Annotated in this window: 22 protein-coding genes; 4 read left to right on the forward strand and 18 right to left on the reverse strand. The window is 65.4% G+C overall.

Annotated elements, in window-relative coordinates; all coding sequences use genetic code 11:
• Positions 1-28 precede the first annotated feature (28 nt).
• Genes HBA54_RS08790 through uraH form a run of 6 tightly spaced genes read right to left on the reverse strand, consistent with a single transcriptional unit; the run spans position 29 to position 7,835 of the window.
• Entirely contained in the window at positions 29-955 is a 927-nt protein-coding gene (locus HBA54_RS08790; RefSeq protein WP_322095997.1) for an ABC transporter permease, read from the reverse strand.
• Positions 952-2,088 (reverse strand): ABC transporter permease, encoded by a 1,137-nt coding sequence (locus HBA54_RS08795; RefSeq protein ID WP_167223520.1) that lies wholly within the window; start codon positions 2,086-2,088, stop codon positions 952-954. Before HBA54_RS08795 ends, HBA54_RS08790 begins: the two co-directional genes overlap by 4 nt.
• Positions 2,078-3,646 carry an ABC transporter ATP-binding protein gene (locus HBA54_RS08800; protein ID WP_167223522.1) on the reverse strand — a complete coding sequence of 523 codons (1,569 nt, stop codon included), beginning with the start codon at positions 3,644-3,646 and terminating at the stop codon, positions 2,078-2,080. Before HBA54_RS08800 ends, HBA54_RS08795 begins: the two co-directional genes overlap by 11 nt.
• Positions 3,643-5,985, reverse strand: a complete 2,343-nt coding sequence (gene xdhB, locus HBA54_RS08805; protein WP_167223525.1) for a xanthine dehydrogenase molybdopterin binding subunit — start codon at positions 5,983-5,985, stop codon at positions 3,643-3,645. Before xdhB ends, HBA54_RS08800 begins: the two co-directional genes overlap by 4 nt.
• Positions 5,978-7,453, reverse strand: a complete 1,476-nt coding sequence (gene xdhA, locus HBA54_RS08810) for a xanthine dehydrogenase small subunit (RefSeq protein WP_167223527.1) — start codon at positions 7,451-7,453, stop codon at positions 5,978-5,980. The genes xdhB and xdhA overlap by 8 nt, the downstream gene beginning before the upstream one ends.
• A gap of 4 nt (positions 7,454-7,457) precedes the next feature.
• The gene (gene uraH / locus HBA54_RS08815; protein ID WP_167223529.1) at positions 7,458-7,835 is read right to left on the reverse strand and encodes a hydroxyisourate hydrolase; all 378 of its coding nucleotides are present in this window, start codon (positions 7,833-7,835) and stop codon (positions 7,458-7,460) included.
• A gap of 289 nt (positions 7,836-8,124) precedes the next feature.
• On the opposite strand from uraH, the gene puuE reads away from it, so the two are divergent.
• The 4 genes from puuE to HBA54_RS08835 are packed head-to-tail and all read left to right on the forward strand — an operon-like array spanning position 8,125 to position 12,089.
• On the forward strand, positions 8,125-9,033 hold the full coding sequence (gene puuE / locus HBA54_RS29610) for an allantoinase PuuE (protein ID WP_167223531.1): 909 nt from the start codon (positions 8,125-8,127) through the stop codon (positions 9,031-9,033).
• A complete protein-coding gene (gene uraD, locus HBA54_RS29615; RefSeq protein ID WP_205944502.1) occupies positions 9,030-9,551 on the forward strand; it encodes a 2-oxo-4-hydroxy-4-carboxy-5-ureidoimidazoline decarboxylase in 522 nt (173 codons plus the stop codon). Before puuE ends, uraD begins: the two co-directional genes overlap by 4 nt.
• Complete coding sequence (locus tag HBA54_RS08830; protein ID WP_167223533.1) at positions 9,548-10,813, forward strand: allantoate amidohydrolase; 1,266 nt, start codon at positions 9,548-9,550, stop codon at positions 10,811-10,813. Before uraD ends, HBA54_RS08830 begins: the two co-directional genes overlap by 4 nt.
• A 34-nt stretch (positions 10,814-10,847) precedes the next feature.
• Positions 10,848-12,089 carry a M20/M25/M40 family metallo-hydrolase gene (locus tag HBA54_RS08835; protein ID WP_167223535.1) on the forward strand — a complete coding sequence of 414 codons (1,242 nt, stop codon included), beginning with the start codon at positions 10,848-10,850 and terminating at the stop codon, positions 12,087-12,089.
• Positions 12,090-12,096: 7 nt separating this feature from the next.
• Here HBA54_RS08835 and HBA54_RS08840 read toward each other — a convergent pair whose 3' ends face one another.
• From HBA54_RS08840 to HBA54_RS08890, 12 genes are all read right to left on the reverse strand, one after another.
• On the reverse strand, positions 12,097-12,591 hold the full coding sequence (locus HBA54_RS08840) for a GNAT family N-acetyltransferase (RefSeq protein WP_167223537.1): 495 nt from the start codon (positions 12,589-12,591) through the stop codon (positions 12,097-12,099).
• A 19-nt stretch (positions 12,592-12,610) separates the two neighbouring features.
• Positions 12,611-12,763 (reverse strand): YjhX family toxin, encoded by a 153-nt coding sequence (locus tag HBA54_RS30005; protein ID WP_322095998.1) that lies wholly within the window; start codon positions 12,761-12,763, stop codon positions 12,611-12,613.
• The gene (locus HBA54_RS30010; protein ID WP_437126177.1) at positions 12,760-12,882 is read right to left on the reverse strand and encodes a YjhX family toxin; all 123 of its coding nucleotides are present in this window, start codon (positions 12,880-12,882) and stop codon (positions 12,760-12,762) included. Before HBA54_RS30010 ends, HBA54_RS30005 begins: the two co-directional genes overlap by 4 nt.
• A gap of 203 nt (positions 12,883-13,085) precedes the next feature.
• A complete protein-coding gene (locus tag HBA54_RS08850; protein WP_205944503.1) occupies positions 13,086-13,838 on the reverse strand; it encodes an FmdB family zinc ribbon protein in 753 nt (250 codons plus the stop codon).
• Between the two features lie 164 nt (positions 13,839-14,002).
• Positions 14,003-15,016, reverse strand: a complete 1,014-nt coding sequence (locus tag HBA54_RS08855) for an arginase family protein (protein ID WP_167223541.1) — start codon at positions 15,014-15,016, stop codon at positions 14,003-14,005.
• Between the two features lie 90 nt (positions 15,017-15,106).
• Positions 15,107-15,634 carry a dihydrofolate reductase family protein gene (locus tag HBA54_RS08860; protein ID WP_167223543.1) on the reverse strand — a complete coding sequence of 176 codons (528 nt, stop codon included), beginning with the start codon at positions 15,632-15,634 and terminating at the stop codon, positions 15,107-15,109.
• 21 nt (positions 15,635-15,655) lie between these two features.
• On the reverse strand, positions 15,656-16,264 hold the full coding sequence (locus HBA54_RS08865; RefSeq protein ID WP_167223545.1) for a hypothetical protein: 609 nt from the start codon (positions 16,262-16,264) through the stop codon (positions 15,656-15,658).
• Between the two features lie 7 nt (positions 16,265-16,271).
• Entirely contained in the window at positions 16,272-17,006 is a 735-nt protein-coding gene (locus HBA54_RS08870) for a hypothetical protein (RefSeq protein ID WP_167223547.1), read from the reverse strand.
• Positions 17,007-17,083: 77 nt separating this feature from the next.
• Entirely contained in the window at positions 17,084-18,028 is a 945-nt protein-coding gene (locus tag HBA54_RS08875) for a carbohydrate kinase family protein (RefSeq protein ID WP_167223549.1), read from the reverse strand.
• A gap of 33 nt (positions 18,029-18,061) precedes the next feature.
• On the reverse strand, positions 18,062-19,111 hold the full coding sequence (locus HBA54_RS08880) for an ABC transporter ATP-binding protein (RefSeq protein WP_167223551.1): 1,050 nt from the start codon (positions 19,109-19,111) through the stop codon (positions 18,062-18,064).
• A gap of 3 nt (positions 19,112-19,114) precedes the next feature.
• Positions 19,115-19,954 (reverse strand): carbohydrate ABC transporter permease, encoded by an 840-nt coding sequence (locus HBA54_RS08885; protein WP_167223553.1) that lies wholly within the window; start codon positions 19,952-19,954, stop codon positions 19,115-19,117.
• Complete coding sequence (locus HBA54_RS08890) at positions 19,954-20,889, reverse strand: carbohydrate ABC transporter permease (protein WP_167223555.1); 936 nt, start codon at positions 20,887-20,889, stop codon at positions 19,954-19,956. The genes HBA54_RS08885 and HBA54_RS08890 overlap by 1 nt, the downstream gene beginning before the upstream one ends.
• Positions 20,890-20,892 lie beyond the last annotated feature (3 nt).

A 20,892-nucleotide genomic window follows, 5' to 3' on the forward strand; every position in this document is an offset into this window, starting at 1 on the left:
GGTTCTATTCTTGTTGGTGTCCCTTAACTCACGTTGATGGCCTAAAAGGCTTGCCAAGGCAAGCCGGTGCATCCAGGCGCCCCTTCCAGGGCCCGGCGGCGATAATCGTCAGTACAAGAATGGTCGCCAGATAGGGCAGCATGGACAGAACCTGGGCCGGGATGGCCACCCCCGCCCCCTGGCTGTAGAGCTGCAGAATGGTGACCCCGCCAAACAGATAAGCGCCCGCCAACAACCGCCAGGGCCGCCAGGTGGCGAACACCACCAGGGCAAGCGCGATCCAGCCGCGCCCCGCCGTCATGCCCTCGTTCCACAGCGGGGTGTAGGAGAGCGAGAGGAAGGCACCGCCGAGGCCCGCCATGGCCCCGCCGAAGAGCACGGCGCGATAGCGCACGGCGATCACGTCGTAGCCGATGGAATGGGCCGAGATATCGGATTCGCCGACCGCGCGCAGGATCATCCCGGCGCGTGATTTCTTCAGGAACCAGGCGACCCCGACCACGGCGGCAAGGGAGAGATAGACCAGCGCGTCGTGGGCGAAAAGCAGCGGCCCGATCACCGGCAGGTCGCTGATGCCGGGGATCGCGAGTTTCGCCAGGGGCGCCACCGGAATGCCGACGAAGCCGGCCCCCAGCAGGGCGGAAAGCCCGAGCCCGAAGATGGTCAGCGCCAGGCCGGTGGCCACCTGATTGGCCGCCAGGGTGAGGGTGAGGACGCCGAAGACGAAAGCCATGGCCATACCCGCGGCCGCACCGGCAACGATGCCCAGGGTGCCGGAGCCGGTGGAGACCGCAACGCCGAAGGCGGCCACCGCCCCCATGATCATCATGCCCTCGACCCCCAGGTTGAGGACGCCGGACTTCTCCACCACCAGTTCGCCGAGCGCGGCGAAGAGCAGCGGCGTCGCCGAGCCGACGACGGTAAGAATGATCGGAACCAGGATATCGAGGGTCACGACGCCCCCTCCGCCGCTTGAGTCTGGCCGTCGGGGGCGGCCTGTATCGCCCGGCGCCGGATGCGGTAGCGCACCAGGAAGTCGGAGGCGAGCAGGAAGAACAGCAGCAAGCCCTGGAACACGCCGGTCACCGCCTGGGGCAGGCCGACAACCACCTGGGCGTTTTCGCCGCCGATATAGGACAGCGCCATCACCAGGCCGGAGAGGATGATGCCCAGGGGGTGCAGCCGCCCGAGGAAGGCGACGATGATCGCGGTGAATCCATAGCCCGGCGAGATGACCGGAATCAGCTGGCCGATCGGCCCGGCGACCTCGAAGGTACCGGCCAGACCGGCGAGGCCGCCGCTCAGCAGCAGGCAGAACCAGACGAGGCGCTTGCCGCTGAAGCCGGCATAGCGCGCCGCCGCCGGGGCCTGGCCCAGCACGCGGACCTGAAAGCCGACGATGGTGTAGGTCATCAGCACCCAGCCCGCCACCGCAATGGCGATGGCCAGACCGCTGCCCAGGTGCAGGCGCGTTCCCTCCAGCAGGATCGGCAGCAGGCCCGAATCGCTGAACATGCGCGACTGGGGAAAGTTGAAACCCATGGGGTCTTTCAGGGGACCGTAGACCAGGGTCGAGAGGAACAGCGTCGCGACATAGGTCAGCATCAGGCTGGTCAGGATCTCGTTCACGTTGAAGCGGGTGCGCAGGAAGGCGGGGATCGCCGCATAGGCCATACCGCCGAGGATGCCGGCCCCGCACATCAGCGGCAGGATCCACCAGCCCGTCTCGTTCCAGAAGGCCAGCGCCACCACGCCGCCGGTGATGGCGCCCAGGGTCAGCTGTCCCTCCGCCCCGATGTTCCAGACGTTGGCGCGAAAGCCGACCGCCAGCCCGACGCCGATCATGATGAGGGGACCGGCCTTCACCATCAGCTCGCTGAGGCCGTAGAGCGTCAGCAGCGGCGAGATGAAGAAGTGATAGAGCGAGAGCAGCGGGTCGTAACCCATGAAGAGGAAGATGAAGAAACCGGCGATCACGGTCAGCACCACCGCCAGCAAAGGCGTGGCGTAGAGCAGGCTGCGCGGGATTTCGCGCCGCGGCTCGATCTTCCAGGCCGCCGGATTCAAAAGACCGGGATCAGGCGACATGGGCTGTCTCCGCGTCCGGGGTTGCCGGGGCCGTATCGAGGCCGTGGACGCCGCCCATCAGCAGGCCGATTTCCTCGACCGAGGCCTCCTGCGTCACCATGGCGCTGGAGAGCACGCCGACGTTGATCACCGCCAGGCGGTCGGTGATGGCCAGCAGCTCGTCGAGGTCCTGGGAGACGACGACCACCGCCACGCCCTTCGCCGCCAGATCGACCAGCGCCTGATGAATGGCCGCCGCCGCACCGGCATCGACGCCCCAGGTCGGCTGCGAGACCACCAGCACCGTCGGCTTCTGCAGAATCTCCCGCCCGACGACGAACTTCTGCAGGTTGCCGCCCGAAAGACTGCCGGCGGAAACCCCGGTGCCCGGCGTACGAACATCGAAGGTTTTCACGATCTCAGCCGCGAAGCGCGCCGCCGCCCCGGCCTGGATGAACAGAGAGGAGACCAGCCCCATGCGGTGGTGGGCGCTGAGCACGCCGTTTTCGATCAGGCTCATGCCCGGCACCGCGCCGTGACCGTTGCGCTCCTCCGGAACCGAGCAGAGGCCGTACTGGCGGCGTTGTCCGGCATCCTTGCGGCCAAGAACCCTGTGATCGATGCGCAGCACCGAATCGTGATCGGCCAGCCGCTCGCCCGACAGGCCCAGCAGCAACTCGTTCTGGCCGTTGCCGGCGACACCGGCGATGCCGAAGATCTCTCCGGCCTTGACCGAAAAGGAGATGTTCTTCAGATCGACGCCGTGCAGGTCTTCCGAGGCCAGGGTCAGACCCTCGACCACCAGGCGCGGTTCGCCGAGGCTGGCGCCGCCGCGCCTGGTCACGCTTTTCAGTTCGGCGCCGATCATCATCTGCGCCATCGACTTGGCGGTCTCGGCGGCGGGGTCGCAGGTGTCCACGACCTTGCCGCCGCGCAGGATGGTGGCGCGGTCGCAGAGCTGTTTGATCTCTTCCAGCTTGTGGGAGATGTAAAGGATCGACACGCCCTCCGCCGCCAGCTTGCGCAGCGTCTCGAAGAGCCTGCTGACCTCCTGCGGCGTCAACACCGATGTCGGCTCGTCCATGATCAGGAGTTTCGGGTTCTGCAGCAGGCAGCGCACGATCTCGATGCGCTGACGCTCCCCCACCGAGAGCGTGTAGACGTCGCGCTCCGGGTCCAGCGGCAGGCCGTAAGCCTGCGAGACGTCGCGCACCCTTGTCGCCAGAGTGGCCATGTCGCCGGGCTTGTCCATGCCCAGGGCGATGTTCTCCAGCACCGTCATCGCCTCAAAGAGCGAGAAGTGCTGGAACACCATGCCGATGCCCAGGGCCCGTGCCGCGTGGGGATCGGCGATCTGCAGGGCCTCGCCGTTCCACAGCAGCGTTCCCTCGTCGGGATGCAGCACGCCGTAGATCATCTTCACCAGGGTCGACTTGCCGGCACCGTTCTCGCCCAGCAGCGCGTGAACCTCGCCCGGCCCGACGGCGAAGTCGACCCGGTCGTTGGCGACCACCCCGGGGAAGCGCTTGGTAACGCCCTTTACCTCAAGCCGCGAGACCTCAAGATAGCGCGCGCTCATGCCGCACCTCCCTCCAGCGCGGCGGCCTCAGCGCGCAGGCGTTCGATGGTCATCAGCACCCGCTCCGGCGTTGCCGGCGCATCGAGACGCGGACAGAGACGATGGTCCGCCACCGAGGCAACGGCGTCGGAGAGCGCATGCAGCACCGAGATCGCCAGCATCAGCGGCGGCTCGCCCACCGCCTTGGAGCGATAGATGGTCTCCTCCCGGTTGGGGCTGTCTTCCAGCAGCGCGACGTTGAAGACCCGCGGCCGGTCGCTGCAGGCGGGGATCTTGTAGGTCGAGGGCGCATGGGTGCGCAACCGCCCGGCGTCATCCCACCACAGCTCCTCGGTGGTGAGCCAGCCCATGCCCTGGACGAAGCCGCCCTCGATCTGGCCGAGGTCGAGCGCCGGGTTCAGGGACTGTCCGACGTCATGCAGAATATCCACCCGTTCCACCCGGTATTCACCGGTCAGGGTATCGACCGCCACCTCGCTGGCTGCCGCGCCGTAGGAGAAGTAATAGAACGGCCGCCCCCTGCCCGCCGCACGGTCCCAGTGGATCTTCGGCGTCTTGTAGAAACCGGTCGAGGACAGCGAGACGCGGGCCAGATAGGCGGCGTTCACGAAGTCGGCGAAGGCGATTTCCTGGTTGCCGACACGCACGCAGCCGGGCAGGAACTCGACCTGCTCCTTCGGCACCTCCCAGTTCTCCGCCGCGAAGTCGACCAGCCGCGTCTTGATGCTGTCACAGGCGGCCAGCGCCGCCATGCCGTTGATGTCGGAACCGGAAGAGGCCGCCGTAGCGGAGGTGTTGGGCACCTTGCCGGTGGAGGTGGCGGTGATGCGCACCCGGTCGATATCGACCTGGAAGGCCTCGGCCACCACCTGGGCGACCTTGGTGTAGAGGCCCTGGCCCATCTCGGTCCCGCCGTGGTTCAGGTGGATCGAGCCGTCGCGGTAGATGTGCACCAGCGCCCCGGCCTGGTTGTAGGCGGTGAGCGTGAAGGAGATGCCGAATTTCACCGGCGTCAGCGCCAGCCCGCGCTTGATCACCCGGGAAGTTTCGTTGAAGGCCCTGATTTCCGCGCGCCGCGCCTGATAGCCGCTGTCGGCCTCCAGCTTCTCGATGATCTCTGGCGCGATGTTGTCTTCCACCCGCTGGTGGTAGGGCGTCATGTCGCGCCCGCCCGGCCCGTAGAGGTTCAGCCTGCGCACTGCCAGCGGGTCTTTACCGAGCGCGAAGGCCACCTCCTCGATCACCCGCTCGCCGCCGATCATGCCCTGGGGGCCGCCGAAACCGCGAAAGGCGGTGTGGGAGCAGGTGTTGGTCTTCAAGGGCTCGGAGGTCAGGCGCACGTCGGGAAAGTAATAGCAGTTGTCGGCATGAAAGAGCGTGCGGTCGGTGACCGGGCCGGAAAGATCCGACGACCAGCCGCAGCGCGCCGCATAGGTCATGTCCACCGCCAGGATGCGGCCGTCGTCGTCGAAGCCGACCTCGTAGTCGATCTCAAAGTCGTGGCGCTTGCCGGTGACGGCGAAGTCGTCGTCGCGGTCGGGCCGGATCTTGGCGGCACGCCCGGTCTTCTTGGCGACCAGCGCCGCGATCACGGCAAAGAGGTTGCCCTGGGTTTCCTTGCCGCCGAAGGCGCCGCCCATGCGCCGCACCTCCGTGGTCACCGCATTGGCGGGCACGTCCAGCGCCCCGGCAACCATGGTCTGGATTTCCGTTGGATGCTGGGTCGAGGACAGCACCCGCACCTCGTCGTCCTCGCCGGGAATGGCCATGGCGATCTGGCTTTCGAGATAAAAATGTTCCTGCCCGCCGACCTGCATCCGCCCCTTGAGGCGCCGCGGCGCCGCTTTCAACGCCACCTCTGCATCGCCACGGGCAAGGGTCATGGGGTCGGTCACCAGGGTGCCGTCCTGCCGGGCCTCGGCCATGCCGATCACCGCCGGCAGGGGATCGTAATCGACCCGCGCCAGGAGAGCGGCCCGCCGCGCCGCATCGCGGGTCGTCGCCGCCACGGCGAAGATCGGCTGCCCCACGAACTCGACGATCCCCACCGCCAGGACCGGTTCGTCATGGCGGTGGGTCGGGCTGATGTCGTTGGCCCCGGGGATGTCGGCGGCGGTCAGTACGTCTTCAACCCCCTCCGCCGCGCGCACCGCGTCCAGATCCAGCTTTTTGATGCGGGCATGGGCAACGGTCGAGAGGCCGAGGTAGACATGCAACAGCCCCTGCGCCTCCGGCAGGTCGTCGATGTAGGCCGCCGCGCCGGACACGTGCTTGTGCCCGCTATCGTGGCGCCAGGCCGCCTGCACACCGCCCTTGATCGCCTCGGCTCTCTCAGGCATGGGCCAGCCCCGGTTGCCCAACGAGTCTCGTCTCGCAATCCGGCTCGGTGGTTTCGATGAAGCAGCGCCGCAACAGGTTTTGCGACACCTTAAGCCGATAGTCCGCCGAGGCACGCCAGTCGCTGATCGGGCTGAAGTCTTCCGCCAAAGCGGCCATGGCGCGCGCGACGGTCGCTTCGTTCCAGGCCGCCCCGGCGAGCGCCGCTTCGGCGGCAGCAGCCCGCTTCGGTGTCGCGGCAAGCCCGCCGAAGGCGAGCCGCGCGGAAGACACCTGCCCCGCCTCGATCTTCAGACTGAAGGCGCCGAGAACGGCGGAGATATCCTGGTCGAAACGCTTGGAGATCTTGTAGGCGCGAAACCGCGTGCCGGCTTCGGGCAGCGGCAGCGATATCCGCTCGACCAATTCCCCGGGCGCGCGGTCCTGCCTGCCGTAGTCGATGAAGAAGTCTTCGATCGGCAACGAACGCCGTTCGCCGCCTTTGCGCAGATGCAAAATAGCCCCGGCGGCGATCAGCAAGGGCGGCGAATCCCCGATGGGTGAACCGTTGGCGACGTTGCCGCCGATGGTCCCCGCATTGCGGATCTGAACCGAGCCGATGCGGCGGACCACCTCGCCCATGTCGGGATAGTGCTCCCCGAGAACAGCCATGGCGGCGCTGTAACTGACCCCGGCGCCGATTTCGATACTGTCTTTGGTCTCCGCGATCTGCGCCAGTTCGGCAACCCGGCCGAGATAGATCACCGTCTCCGGCCTTTGCATATCCTTGGTCACCCAGAGGCCGACGTCGGTCGAGCCGGCAACCAGGGTGGCGTCCGGGTGCTGGAGGTAGAGCGCGGCCAGGTCGTCCAGACCTGCCGGCGCAAAAAAACGCCGCGCGCCCGCCGCATCGCTCACGGCGATGGTCGCGTCGTCCTGCAATGCCCCAAGCTTTGCGAAGGTGGCCGCTTCATCGCGGGCAAAGACATCACCGCGCGGGTTCTTCTGATAGGCCTGCCTGGCGGCCTTGACGATGGGCGCGTAGCCGGTGCAGCGGCAGAGGTTGCCGGCCAGCACATCGTCGATGCTCTGATCGTCAGGCGCCTCGGCATGATCGCGGGTCATGGCAAAGAGCGACATGACGAATCCCGGCGTGCAGAACCCGCATTGGGAGCCGTGGCAATCCACCATCGCCTGCTGCACCGGATGCAGGGCGCCATCCTTGGCCAGGTGCTCCACGGTGATGAGCTGACAGCCGTCCAAAGTGCCGACGAACTGAATGCAGGCGTTGACCGCCTCATAGTGGAGGGCACCGTCGCGCGGCCGCGCCAGCACCACGGTGCAGGCTCCGCAGTCGCCCTCGTTGCATCCTTCCTTGGTGCCGACCAGGTGCTCTTCCAGGCGCAGGTAGTCCAGCACCGTCATGGTCGGGTCGACCTGCGTCAGGTTGCGCGGCGCGCCATCCAGAAGGAAACGGATTTCGCCGCGCATCGCCTCAGCTCCCCCGGTAGGTCGAGTAGCCATAGGGCGAGACGAGTAGCGGCACATGGTAGTGCTGTCCTGCTTCGGCGATGCCGAAGCGAATCGGCACCACATCCAGGAAAGCCGGCGTGGGCAGCGCCACCCCAAGCGCCCGGAAATAGTCGGCCACGTGGAACACAAGCTCGTAGGAACCGACCGCAAAGTCGTCCCCGGCCAGCAGCGGCCCGTCGCAGCGGCCGTCGGCGTTGGTTTTGACCGTCATCAAACGATCTCTTGTGCTCTCATCGAGGCGAAAGACATCGATGCGCACCCCGGCCGCCGGGCGGCCATAGGCCGTGTCGAGCACGTGGGTGGTCAGCTTTCCTGACCCGCTGGCGTCGCTGCCAGTCATATGATCCCCCTCCTGATCAGCCCTGTCCTTGCTTTACCCTCCGGGCGGCCTTGGGCTGCCCGGAAAGCTTGCCCTTTACGGGCGGACCCTGGTTGGATAGAGGGGTCCTCGCTTTGTCGCTGACCTTATGAGTCGCATTATTCTCGCCGGTCGCGACGGGAAACAGAAGACTACTCCCTCCTGAAGCAGTTTCAAAAAAAACCTGTAACTGCGATTCCCTTCATCTGCATTACTATGAACCCGGCGGCGGCCTGCTGAAAAGACCGGCAACAACGGAAAAAGAGGAAAGATGACCGGCGACTACCCACGCGATCTGATCGGCTATGGCGAGAGCCCGCCCGACCCGGCCTGGCCCGGCGGCGCCCGCATCGCCCTGCAGTTCGTCATCAACTACGAAGAAGGCGGCGAAAACAGTATTCTCCACGGGGATGCCGGTTCCGAAGCCTTTCTGTCGGAAATCGTCGGCGCCCAGGCCTGGCCCGGCCAGCGCCACATGAACATGGAATCGATCTACGAATACGGCAGCCGGGCCGGATTCTGGCGGCTTCACCGGCTGTTCCATCAGGCGGAGGTTCCGGTCACGGTCTATGGTGTGGCCACCGCGCTGGAGCGCAACCCCGCCGCCGTCGCCGCGATGCAAAAGGCCGGCTGGGAAGTCGCCTCCCACGGGCTGAAATGGATCGAATACAAGGATTTCGCCCTGGAGGAGGAGCGCGCCCACCTGGAAGAGGCGATCCGAATCCATACCGCCGTCACCGGCGAGCGCCCGCTCGGCTGGTATACCGGCCGCACCTCCGAAAACAGCCTGGATCTGGTGATGGCGGAAGGCGGCTTCCTCTATTCCTCCGATTCCTACGCCGACGACCTGCCCTATTGGGTCGAGGGGCCGAAGGGCCCCCATCTCATCATTCCCTACACCCTGGACAGCAACGACATGCGCTTTGCCACCCCCCAGGGTTTCAATGCGGGCGACCAGTTCTTCACCTACCTGAAGGATTCCTTCGATCTGCTCTACGCCGAGGGCAAGGCCGGCGCGCCCAAGATGCTCTCGGTCGGGCTGCATTGCCGCCTCACCGGGCGGCCGGGGCGGGCCGCCGCCCTGGCCCGCTTCCTCGACTACGTGAAGTCCCACGAGGCGGTCTGGACGCCGCGGCGCATCGATATCGCCCGCCACTGGCACGAAAGGCACAGGCCTTGAACGATGTCAGTGAAACGAACATCGCCGCTCTGGACCGCGATGCCTTCGTCGCCCATTTCGGCGGCGTTTTCGAGCACTCGCCCTGGATTGCCGAGGCCGCTTACGATGCGGGCATCCCGGAGGGCACCGAGACCGCCGAAGCCCTGCACAAGCTGATGGCCGCGGCCCTGGCAAAGGGGACGGAGGCACAGAAGCGCGCGCTCATCATCGCCCATCCGGACCTGGCCGGGCGCCTGGCCGCCGCCGGGCGACTGACCGCCGAGTCCAGCCGGGAACAGGCCTCCGCCGGGCTCGACCTGCTGAGCGACGCAGAACGACAGCGCTTCACCGGGTTGAACGAGCGCTACAAGGCGCGCTTTGCCATGCCCTTCATCATGGCTGTGAAAGGGCGCAGCAAGGACGAGATCCTGGACGCTTTTCAGGCCCGCCTGGAGAACGATCCGGCGGCGGAATTCGCCGCCGCCCTCAAGCAGATCGAGCGCATCGCCCTGCTGCGGCTGAAGGACATGCTGCCATGACAACGACCGCGATAATCGACAGCCTTGCCGGCACCGGCGCAAGCATCAAGGCCATGGTCGACGACTGGGCCCGCTTCAGCGAAGCGCCGGACAAGCTGACCCGCGTCTTCCTCAGCGCCGAGCACAAGGCCTGCGCCGAGGCGGTCATCGCCGCCATGGAACAGGCCGGCATGACGGTGCGGATCGATGCCATCGGCAATGTGGTCGGCCGCTATGAGGGCGCAACACCGGACGCCAAGACCCTGGTCACCGGATCGCATATCGATACGGTGCGCGATGCGGGGGCCTACGACGGCAACCTGGGGGTCGCCCTGCCCATCGCCTGCGTCGCCGACTTGAACGCCCGGGGCAAACGCCTGCCCTTCGCGGTCGAGATCATCGCGTTCGGCGACGAGGAAGGCGTGCGTTTCCCCACCACGCTTTCCGGCTCTCGCGCCGTCGCCGGGACCGTCGATCCGGCGATCCTTACCCTCCGCGATAGCGAGGGCACCAGCCTGGCTGAGGCCCTGCGCCATTTCGGTTGCGATCCCGACAGAATCGCCGACGAGGCCCGCAAGCCGGAAGACATCCTGGCCTTCGTCGAACTGCACATCGAACAGGGCCCGGTGCTGGAGGCCGAGGGCCTGCCGGTCGGGGTGGTAACCGCGATCAACGGCGCCAGCCGTTTCGCCCTCAGCCTGGAGGGCATGGCCGGCCACGCCGGCACCGTGCCCATGCATTTGCGCAAGGACGCCCTCAGCGGCGCGGCAGAGATGATCGGCGCCGTCGAGCGCCTGGGGCAGTCAGAAGACGGCCTGGTCGCCACGGTCGGGCGGATCGCGGCGGGGCCGGGCGCGGTCAACGTCATCCCCGGTCGCGTCGACTTCACCCTGGACATCCGCGCGCCCGAAGACGGCCAGCGCGAGGCCGCCATGGCCGCCCTGCAGACAACCCTGGCGGAGATCGCCGTGCGGCGTCACCTGAAGCTGACGGTCGAGCGTCTCTATGACGAAGGCGCCGTCGCCTGCGATCCCGCGCTGATGACGGAGATGGATAAGGCCATCGAGCGTCAGGGCATCCGCGTCCACCGCCTGCCCAGTGGCGCCGGCCACGACGCCATGGCCCTGGCCACCCTCTGCCCCATCGCCATGTTCTTCCTGCGCTGCGGCGGCGGCATCAGCCACAATCCGCTGGAAAGCATCACGGCGGAAGACACCGAGATCGGGGCGCGGGTCTTCCTGGATTTCCTGGAACACCTGGACCCGGCGGTCCTGTCCCGCTAGATCCGGCACAAAGAAATCAGAAGAGACATAAGCCATGAGCGATTCCGAAAACGTCATCCGCAACACCCTCGCCGCCGAGCGCGATGCCCAGGCGCGTTTCCTGGCGGAGCTGGTGAAGGTGCCCTCCGACAATCCGCCCGGCGACTGCCGGGCCCATGCCGAGCGCGCCGCCGTGCTGCTGGAAGAACTCGGCTTCGAGGTAGAGCGCCATCCGGTGCCGGCGGAGACGGTGACCGCCGCCGGCATTATCTCCGCCACCAACCTGGTGGTGCGCCGGAAATATGGCGAGGGCCCGGTGGTGGCCCTCAACGCCCACGGCGACGTGGTGCCGCCGGGCGAAGGCTGGACCAAGGACCCTTACGGCGCCGAGGTGGTCGACGGCTGGATGTACGGCCGTGGCGTCGCCGTCTCCAAGTCCGACTTCGCCACCTACACCTATGCCCTGATCGCCCTCGACAAGGCGGTGGCAGCGGGCGCCAAGCTGGGCGGAACCATCGAACTGCATTTCACCTATGACGAGGAGGTCGGCGGCGAGATCGGGCCGCGCTGGCTGATCGACCAGGGCCTCTCCAAGCCGGACCTCTCCATCGGCGCGGGCTTCTCCTATAACGTGGTGACGGCCCACAACGGCTGCCTGCATCTGGCGGTGACGCTGGAGGGTAAGTCCGCCCACGCCGCCATGCCCTTTACCGGCCACGACGCGCTGGAGGCCGCCAATGCCGCCCTCAGCGCACTTTACGACTGGCGCAAAAGCCTTTCGGCCCAGGTCTCGAAGATCGAGGGCATCGGCAGCCCGCAGTGCACCGTCGGCCTGATCGAGGGCGGCATCAACACCAATGTGGTGCCGGACAAGGTGACCTTCCGCCTCGACCGCCGGATGATTCCGGAGGAGAACCCCGAGGCCGTGGAAGCCGAGCTGCGGACGCTGATCGAGGGCGCGGTCCAGCCCTTTCCCGGCATCACCGTGACCATCAAACGTGTCCTGCTGGCCGCCCCGCTGATGCCGCTCGACGGCGGCGAACGCCTGACCGAGGTCCTGGCCGGACGGGCATCGGAAGTAACGGGTGAAACGGTGGCGGCCAAGGGCGTGCCGCTCTACACCGACGCGCGCCACTACACGGCCTCAGGCATCCCCACCGTGCTTTACGGCGCCGGCCCCCATACCATCGAAGAAGCCAACGCCCACCGCGCCGACGAACGCCTGCCCCTGGATGACCTCACGAAAGCAACGGAGGTGATCGCGCTGACGCTCTACGACCTTCTCAAGACGACGTGACAACAGCTCACAGCGCCTTCCGGAAAATCACCTTGTCTTCGCCGGCCCGGTAGAAGTCGCGGAGGCGGGCTTCTTCGTCGTAGCCGTTTTTGCGGTAGAAGCGCCGGGTCAGTTCCAGGGAGTCGGAACCGGAGGTTTCCACCAGGAGCAGGCGCTGGCCCTTTGCGCGCAGGTCGTCTTCGACGTGGCGCAGCAGTGCGGCGCCCCGGCCCTGGCCCTGCTGGTCCGGATGCACGCCGATGAAGTAGAGGTTCCAGACGGCATCGGCCATCATCTCCGGCGCATAATAGGCGGCGGCCCGCAAGCCACCGCCCACATCACTGTCGTCCTCGGCGACGATCCAGAGATGGTCGTCGCCGAGATCGCCGGCGAAGCTGGCTGACAGCATCGCTTCAAACTCTTCGAGCTCCGGCGCTTCGAAGAGGCCGGTTGCCTCCGCCAGGGCCATCAGGGCGGCCTTGTCGTCGGGCCGGGCGGGACGGATTGTATTCGCTTTGTTCATGATCATTGGCTTCCTGATATCATCGGTTGTCGAGTTGTGCACGCACCGAGACGCGGCCCAGGCGCGTTGCGCGATAGGGGCCGCCGTTCGACGAGGCGATCAGCCGCCTGCGGCGCAGGCGGGCGAACACCGCCAGAGTGCAGTCGCTGAGGATGTGACCCTCGCGGGTCACGCAGAGGACTTTGATTGTTTTACGGCCCAGACCGCGTTCGTTGGGGCCGCGCGTATGGCGGATATGCCGCCCTGCGCCAGCACGTGCAGCACGCGCTGTTCAGCTTTGGAAATATTCACGGGATTTACTCGGAACTGAGATGGTGCCAGACAGCGTTGCCGGCCCGCCCCTTTCGGGATGGTCCCCAACGCCGCTCTCTCATGTCTCCTAAAGGGGAGACATCAGCGGGCTACCGCAATCTCCAACATAAAAGCTCCGAATATGGGCGACGGCACAAAGACTTCCGCCGCGGCGGGTTTGATAGCGAAGATCCCCGCCGGTTTCAACCCGTATCGACAGATTGCCGGTCAGGCAGAGAAGGTTCATCCGCTTCCGCCCGGCCACCCAGCCAGACCTGCATGTCGGCCAGCAACTGGTCGCGGGGCATCCACAGCAGGCAGAAGGCGCAGCTGCCCCGGAAGGAGTTCAGCCACTCGATCCCCGGCTCGATATTGGTGTAGCCGTAGCGCGCGGCGATGCCTTTTTCGACCAGCTTGGGTTCGATGAAGCTGTAGGTGAAATCCGTATCCCAGCGGGTGAGCGCCAGCGCCCGTGAGATACGCGGCAGCAGACTGGAAAGCCCCTTCCCGCGATAGTCCGGGCGGTACCAGCCGGCGCCGCTGAAAACCACGGGCCCGGTCACCTGGGCCGCCGAGGGCGCCGCGCAGGTCGCCGGCTCCGCGTAGGCAAGCCGGAGGGATTCGAACTCGGCCTTGAAGTCGGTCCCGCGCCAGTCGTAGAAGCGCGCGCACTGGGTCGCCACGATGTCGCCCCGGCTGTCCCGGCCGGAGATCCAGAAGGAGTTTTCCGGGGTCAGCCTGTTGAGCCGCGGGTCGTACATCGGCGTCAGCGGATACCAGCTCTCCCGTTGCGTCTGATTGAAAGCCAGCAGGGCGTCGAAATCCTGCTCGATGGTCAGCAGAATGCCCAGATCGTCAGCAGCAGTCTCCGCCGCGGCAAAGAAGCGCTCGAGCAGCGCCAGGGGGCCGAAAACCGGCGCGATCTGACGGCGAAGATCATTTGTCACGGATGTCACGGGTCTTCCTGCTGGGTTGAACCAAGCCTAGATCGGATCATGTTTTGACGGAACCACTTCGTGGTTGCGCCAAAACATGTGAATCCGATCGATATCAAACAGTTAGAGCAGATTCACCCGGTCGATGGATCGCCTTCGGCGATTCCATCCGACCGGGATCTGCTCTAGTCCCGGAAATGGCTGTCGGCGATCAGGCTGAGCATCTCAAACATCACGGACATGGTCACCATGGAAGTGATCTTATTGGGGCTGTCCTTGGTCGGCATCAGGCAGGCGACGTCGCCGCCGATGATATTGAAGCCCCGCAGCGCGCGGAGAAGCTGCATCGCCTGGTCGACCATGAAGCCGTTGCAGCCGGCCTCGATATTCGCGCAACCCGGCGCCACCGTCGGGTCGAGGCAGTCGAGATCGAAGGTGATGTAAACCGGATGGTCGCCGATGCGCTGCTGCATGATGTCGATGGCGCTGTCCGCACCGATCTCCTTATAGCGGTCCATGGTGATGACCTCATAGCCGAGATCATAGCTCGGCTGCAGCCAGTCCAGGGTGCGGGCGTTGCCGCGAATGCCGATCTGGACGCTGCGGTGAGCATCGACATGGCCGTCGCGCACGAGGTAGGAGGCCCAGTGGGCGGCGGACTTCTCGGCGCCCAGGAAGTGCTTCATGTTCGAAAAAGCATCCGTATGGGCGTCGAAGTGCAGGATCGCCGCCTTCCTGCCGCCGGTCAGCCGGGAGCCCGCACCGCCCAGGGCCTGCAGGATACCGCCGGTAATGGAATGATCGCCGCCGACCGAAACCGGGCGCGTACCGGCAGCATCGATGGCCCGGTAAAACTCGGTGATGCGTTCGATCGAGCGCTCGTTGTTGTTGGCCTCCGGCAGGGGCACATCCCCCAGATCGTTGATCCGGCAGGCATTCCAGGGGTCGAGGCCGAAGTGCATATGAACCCGCCGGCCGTTGGCCGAGACGTCGCGCACCGCCCGCGGGCCCAGGTGCTGGTCGCGTTCGGTGGTGCCGTTGCCGGTCGAGTGCGGCACCCCCACCAGGGCGATGTCGCAGGCTGCCGGGTCCGGGTCATGGGGCGCCCGGAACAAGGTTGGGATGCCCCACCAGTAGAGCGCATCCATAAAAGCCTTATGATCGCGCGCCGGCTGCGGCGCGGTGTCGTCCGGTGCCATCTTCCTCTCCTTCGGCTATCTCGTTGCCCGGCGCAAACTATCGGGCGGCAGCGGCGATCCAACAAGGGCTCACTGCACCATGGCAAGCCTTCAAAGATCGTAGGACAGATAGGTCACGCCGGAATCGTGACGGACGACGTCGGTCAGGGTCAGGTTGGCCGCATCGGAAATCTCATCGAACAGCGCTATGCCGGCATGAAGGATGACCGGGGCCACCTTCAGCCTCAGGCGGTCGACCAGGCCCTGTGACAGCAGGAGCCCCGCGAAGCTGCCACCGCCGCAGAGATAGATATCGCCACCGGCGGTGGTTTTCAGCCGCCTGACGGTATCGACCCAATCGTCGCGCACAACCTCGACAGCCGCGCCCGCCGGGATCTCCAGCGAACGCGAAAAGATGTAGTGCTGCATGTGCGGGTAGGCGCGCTGCCCCGGCTCCAGGCCGAAGCGATAGCCGAACTCATAGGTGCGCCGCCCCATGATGACGGCGTCGTAGGTCTCGAGGCGCTTGAAGTAGGCATCCACATGATCGCCTTCGTGCGGATAGACCGAGATATCGTCCTCAGGCCCCGCGATAAAGCCGTTCACCGACACGGCGACGTCGTAGCAGATGTTTCGCATGACTTGCTCCGGAAAACAGGATCAGCCGTCGATCCCACGGCGCTGCTGCGCTTCCAGCTGCTCCGGGCGTTCATAGAACAGCGACGGGGTCGACCAGTTCGGGTTCTGGCCGGAAAAGAGATCGAGAAAGGCGATCGCCAGCGACGGATCTTCGGTCACGTTCTCCTTGAACGACCACCAGGTCCGTATGTCGGACAAATCCGGGGCCAGGTTCAAAACCTCATCGAAGTCCTGCGCCAGCACCGCGCCGCGCACATTCAGGCAGTAGGCCACATAGACGTAGCCCTCGGGCCAGTAATAGGCGGGGTTCGAAGCATCGGAGCCGACGGGAACGCTGACGACCTCCAGGGGGGCGTCGCGCAGCAGCTGCTGCAGCATCAGGCCGGAGGCAAAATTCGTGAAATCCCGCCGGGCGGTCGACTGTGTCGGTTTCTGTGCGTCAAAGGCCCTCAACCAGGCAATGAAGGCCTTCGCCAGCCGGTCGTCGTGGATCTTGTACTCGGTGCCGCTGGCAGCGGCGATGGCCTCGACCTGCTGGGCGAAGGACTGCTTGAACCAGCGCAGGCGGCGCATCGCGCGCCGGATGGGGCGGTCGGTCTCGGCCAGGGCATCGGGTATCGGCAGCGCCATTGCAGCCTCAGATCTTGTCGACGTAGGCGGCGATAAGATCCTGCAGACGCTCGGCATCGTCCAGGCTCTCCGCCAGATCGGATTTCAGGGCCCGCGCCATGTCGCAGCAGGTGAGCAGCAGCCCCTCGGCGTCGTCTTCGTCGTCCTGGCGGTCGACCAGGAACCACAAGATCAGTGCGAAAATCGCCACCTTCGCAAGATCGGTCTCGGTCAGGCAATCGCCTTCCTCCGTCGATCCCGAAAGCAGGTCGCGCACCACCCCGCGCTTCACCAGCTCCTGCATCAGCGCGGCGGCCAGGGCAAAGCGGTCTTTCTCCGCCGCACCGGACTGGACCGCCGCCTTGTAGGCTTCCGCCATGCGGACCTCGCTGACCAGGCCTTCGGTGGTACCGAGATGCCGCAGGGCGCGGGTCAGCCCATGGTAGGCGGCCTGCGCAAAGACAATCTCGGCCTCGCCGATGTTCTCAATATCCGCAAGGGTCGCGGAATAGAGGCGCCCGGACTCGTCGGTATCGAGAAACCGCCGGGAAAGGCCCGCCGCCACGTCGTTCACGCGGTCGGCGATCTGGTCGAAGTCATTGAGTACCGCCCGCGCCATGCCGCTGATCGGCGAGGGCCCCGGGGCCAGGGGTTTGTCCAGCAGCGTGCGGCCGCGCTTCACGGTGAAACGCAGCATGCGCAGGGCATCCTTCAGGGGCAGCCGGGCTGCCGAGGGGGAAAGATTGCGCTGACTAGTGGGCATGGCCTGAACCAGCTCTCGCTTTCGCTGTCTGTTCTTCTTTATGTAGTCGCCGCGACAGGCCCCTGCCAGCGCCGGCGTCAAACTTTAACCGCTGTCCCGTTCATGAAGGCCATCGTCGCCTCCAGCGAAGCAACCACCGCCTGCGACCCCAGGCCCATGGCGTTCTGCGCGGAGGAGGCCTGCCCCAGGCGGACGCAGGCCTCGGGATCTAATCCTAAATGAAGTCCTGTCGCGAAGCCCGCATTAAAGCAGTCGCCGCAACCGCAAGTGCAGACGACATCAATGTCAAAAGCCGGAAGATGAAAGCGGGTGCCGTCGCTGTGCCGGTACAGGGCGCCTTCCACCCCCAGGGTCAGGACCACGCAGCCGGCCCCCTTATCCAGCAGAAAACTGGCGACATCGTTGTAATCCGTCAGGCCCGAGAGGGCCATCGCTTCTTCCTCGGACGGCAGGAAGTAATCGGTATAGGGCAGCAGCCCCTCCACCAGGGGCATGTCGTCCTGGGTACTGGCAAAAACATCCAGGGTGGTCACGCAGCCGCGCTCTTTCGCCTGGCGCATGAGCGACGCGCTGGGCGCGCCGTCCATCCGGTCCATCAGGCCGACGCCGCCGATGTGGAGAATGCGGGTATCGAGCACCCGGTCCAGGCGGTCTTCAGTGACGAAGAAGGCGCCGGTGGCACCTTTCTTGTGCAGCGCCGGGCGCGCGCCGTCGGGCCGGGTGGTCACGATGGAAGACGAGGTCGAGACGCCGGGACAGACCTCCATATTGACGGTATCGACATCGAAGCTCTGGAGTTTTTGCAGCACCCAGCGGCCCATGTCGTCTTCGCCGACGCCGCCGACGGCCTGCACCGTGAGCCCGTGCTTGGCGGCGACGATCGCCGCGCTGCCGGCGGCGCCCGACACCGCAAGGGTCAGTTCGTCGATGAAATAGGTGCCGCCGCCGGGCGGAATCTCCGTCACCGGACGCCCCAGGCAGTCGAAGGTATAGAAGCCGAGAGAGGTGTAGTCGAACGTCATCTTATCGTTCTCTGCCTCCGCTTGTTGTCACCATCAACGCAGGCGCTCGCCCGTGGCCCCATCGAAGAGGTAGAGGCGGTCGAGATCAAAACCGATATGGGCCGTGGTGTCCAGCGGCGCCCTGAAATCCCGGTCGGCCCGGATCTCGAAAAGGTCGTCGTCGGTCCGCAGGCTGACCAGGGTCTGATCGCCGGTCGGCTCAATCCCGAAGACCGTGCCCGTCATCTGCGACGGCGTGCCGTTCAGATGACAGTCCTCGGGCCGGATACCCAGTGTCACGGCACGGCCGCTCTCAACCGCGATGCCCTCGACCCTGACGCCCGGCGCGGTAAAGGTGCCGCCCTCGACATGGCCCTTGATCAGGTTCATCGGCGGCGAACCAATGAAACCGGCAATAAAGGTGTTCGCCGGATTGGTATAGATCTCGTCGGGGGTGCCGATCTGCTGGATGGCGCCGCCGTTCATGATGACGATGCGGTCGGCCAGGGTCATCGCCTCGACCTGGTCGTGGGTCACATAGACGGTGGTGATCTTCAGCCGGCGCTGCAGATGCTTGATCTGAACGCGCATCGCCGAGCGGAGCTTGGCATCGAGGTTCGAGAGAGGCTCGTCCATCAGGAACACGTGGGGCTGGCGCACGACGGCGCGGGCCAGGGCCGCGCGCTGGCGCTGGCCGCCAGAAAGCGCGCCCGGCTTGCGGTCGAGATAGTCGCCCAGCTCCACCATCTCCGCGGCGCGCTTTACCAGTTCCACATGCTGTGATTTGGGTATTCCGCGCATCCGCAAGGGGAAACGGATGTTTTCGAAGATCGTCATATTCGGGTAGAGCGCGTAGCTCTGGAAGACCATGGCGACATCGCGGTCGCGGGCATCGACGTCGTTGACGACCTCGCCGTCGATGATGACCTCGCCGCCGGTGGGGTCTTCCAGCCCGGCGATCATGCGCATCGTCGTCGTTTTCCCGCAGCCGGAGGGCCCGAGGAACACGACGAACTCCTGGTCGGCGATCTTCATGCTGACGTCATCGACGCCGACGAACTCGCCCCAGTTTTTTCTGACGTTGCGCAACTCAATCTCAGCCACGACTCATCCCTTCAATGCACCCAGCGTCAAGCCGCGCGACAGGTGTTTTTGGATCGATACGACCAGCAGGAATACCGGAACGAAGGCAAGGAAGGAAACAAGCGCGATGGCATTGTAGATCTTGCCGTCCGACCCGCCGGTGAAATTCGCCAGCGCCACCGACATGGTATAGGCATTTTGGGTGGAGGCGATCAGCAGTGTGAACAGGAACTCATTGATCGCAAAGATCGCCGCGATCACCGCCGCGGTGATGATCCCCGGCAGACAGATCGGTATCACGATCTCCCAGAGGATCCGAAGATCCGAGGCGCCGTCGGTGCGGGCCGCATCCTCAAGCTCATGCGGAATGTCCTGCATGTAGGAGCGGATGATCCAGGTGACGAGGCTGAGATTGATCGCGGCATAGACCAGCATCAGCCCCCAGACCGTATCAAGCAGGCCGAGCCCCTTGAACAGAAAGAAGATCGGGATCGCCACGATGGCCGGGGCCATCATGCGCGTCGAGAGGATGTAGAACCCGATATCCTCCCGCCCCTTGTAGGTGTAGCGCGCCAGGGAGTAGGCCGCCGGGATCGCCAGGACGAGGTCGATCACCACCGAGCCGACGATGGCCAGCAGGGAGTTCATCAGGTAGTGGGCCATCGGCCAGTCGTCCCAGATCATATGCCAGGCATCGAGTGAGAAGGTCGGCCAGTAGATCGGTTGCGGCGTGATGATCTCGGTGCGCGGCCGGAAGCCGATGGAAAGAAACCAGAGGATCGGCAGCAGGCAGCAGAGCGCCCAGCCGGCGAGGATGACGTAGCGGAGAATGCGGTTCTCGCCGGACTTCAGGCGCTTTGCCATCAGGCCCTCCCGGAGCGGAAGAACCGCTTCAACAGGACCTGGGCGACGATGATGGTGAAGATCAGCATCAGGGCCGAGGCCGCGGAGGCATAGCCGAAGTTGAAGGTGCGGAAGCCCATGCGGTAGATGAAGTAGCTGATCGTCTCGGTCGCGCCGCCGGGCGTGCCCTGGGTGATGATGAAGACGTTGGCGAACATCGTCGTGATGTCGATCCCCCGCAGAATGACGGCAACCGCGATCACCGGGCGCATCAGCGGCAGGGAGATGTTCCAGAAGATCGCCGGCCAGCTGGCGCCGTCCAGGCGGGCGGCCTCCTCCATCTCCTTATCCTGCGCCTGCAGGCCGGCCACGAAGATGATGAAGAGGAAGGGCGTCCACTGCCAGACATCGGCGACGATAAGGGTCAGCCGGGCGTTCCAGACGTGGCCCAGAAAGTCGATGTTGTCGGAGATCAGGCCGAGCTGCATCAGCAGATCAGAGATCACCCGCCCGTCGTTGAAGGCGAGCTTCCAGATGAAAGCGACGGCGGAGGGCATGAAGAGCATCGGCATCAGGAAGATGATGCGCCAGCCCCGGATGAAGGGGTCGCGGTAGGCATAGAACGCCAGGGTCATGGCGATCACGCATTCAAGGACCAGCGATATGCCGCCGATAACCAGGGTGTTCCAGAGCGCCGCCCAGAACTCCCGGTCCTGCATCAGGTTGGTGTAGTTCTCGAAGCCGGCGGGCACCCAGCCGGTGAAGGTAACGAAGAAGAAAGACTGATAGACCGCGTAGACGCCGGGATAGAGGGTGATCATCAACAGATAGACAACCGCCGGCGCGACCAGCAGGTAGGGAAAGAGTTTGCGCCGGAAGGGGCTTCGCCGGCGCCGTGCCGGGGCCGGCGCGGCGATACCTGCCGCCCCGGCCCTACCCGATAGTGTCTGGGTCATCTA

This window comes from Pelagibius litoralis (assembly GCF_011683915.1).
Lineage (GTDB): Bacteria > Pseudomonadota > Alphaproteobacteria > Kiloniellales > Kiloniellaceae > Pelagibius > Pelagibius litoralis.

Bases quoted from the DNA above. Each gene is read 5' to 3' on its own strand.
- HBA54_RS08835 (WP_167223535.1), top strand. From the start codon at position 10,848: ATGAGCGATTCCGAAAACGTCATCCGCAACACCCTCGCCGCCGAGCGC.
- HBA54_RS08830 (WP_167223533.1), top strand. From the start codon at position 9,548: ATGACAACGACCGCGATAATCGACAGCCTTGCCGGCACCGGCGCAAGC.
- HBA54_RS08840 (WP_167223537.1), bottom strand. From the start codon at position 12,591: ATGAACAAAGCGAATACAATCCGTCCCGCCCGGCCCGACGACAAGGCC.
- HBA54_RS08865 (WP_167223545.1), bottom strand. From the start codon at position 16,264: ATGGCGCTGCCGATACCCGATGCCCTGGCCGAGACCGACCGCCCCATC.
- HBA54_RS08795 (WP_167223520.1), bottom strand. From the start codon at position 2,088: ATGTCGCCTGATCCCGGTCTTTTGAATCCGGCGGCCTGGAAGATCGAG.
- HBA54_RS08855 (WP_167223541.1), bottom strand. From the start codon at position 15,016: ATGGCACCGGACGACACCGCGCCGCAGCCGGCGCGCGATCATAAGGCT.
- HBA54_RS08875 (WP_167223549.1), bottom strand. From the start codon at position 18,028: ATGACGTTCGACTACACCTCTCTCGGCTTCTATACCTTCGACTGCCTG.
- HBA54_RS08870 (WP_167223547.1), bottom strand. From the start codon at position 17,006: ATGCCCACTAGTCAGCGCAATCTTTCCCCCTCGGCAGCCCGGCTGCCC.
- puuE (WP_167223531.1), top strand. From the start codon at position 8,125: ATGACCGGCGACTACCCACGCGATCTGATCGGCTATGGCGAGAGCCCG.
- xdhA (WP_167223527.1), bottom strand. From the start codon at position 7,453: ATGCGCGGCGAAATCCGTTTCCTTCTGGATGGCGCGCCGCGCAACCTG.
- uraH (WP_167223529.1), bottom strand. From the start codon at position 7,835: ATGACTGGCAGCGACGCCAGCGGGTCAGGAAAGCTGACCACCCACGTG.
- HBA54_RS08890 (WP_167223555.1), bottom strand. From the start codon at position 20,889: ATGACCCAGACACTATCGGGTAGGGCCGGGGCGGCAGGTATCGCCGCG.
- HBA54_RS08860 (WP_167223543.1), bottom strand. From the start codon at position 15,634: ATGCGAAACATCTGCTACGACGTCGCCGTGTCGGTGAACGGCTTTATC.
- HBA54_RS08800 (WP_167223522.1), bottom strand. From the start codon at position 3,646: ATGAGCGCGCGCTATCTTGAGGTCTCGCGGCTTGAGGTAAAGGGCGTT.
- xdhB (WP_167223525.1), bottom strand. From the start codon at position 5,985: ATGCCTGAGAGAGCCGAGGCGATCAAGGGCGGTGTGCAGGCGGCCTGG.
- HBA54_RS08885 (WP_167223553.1), bottom strand. From the start codon at position 19,954: ATGGCAAAGCGCCTGAAGTCCGGCGAGAACCGCATTCTCCGCTACGTC.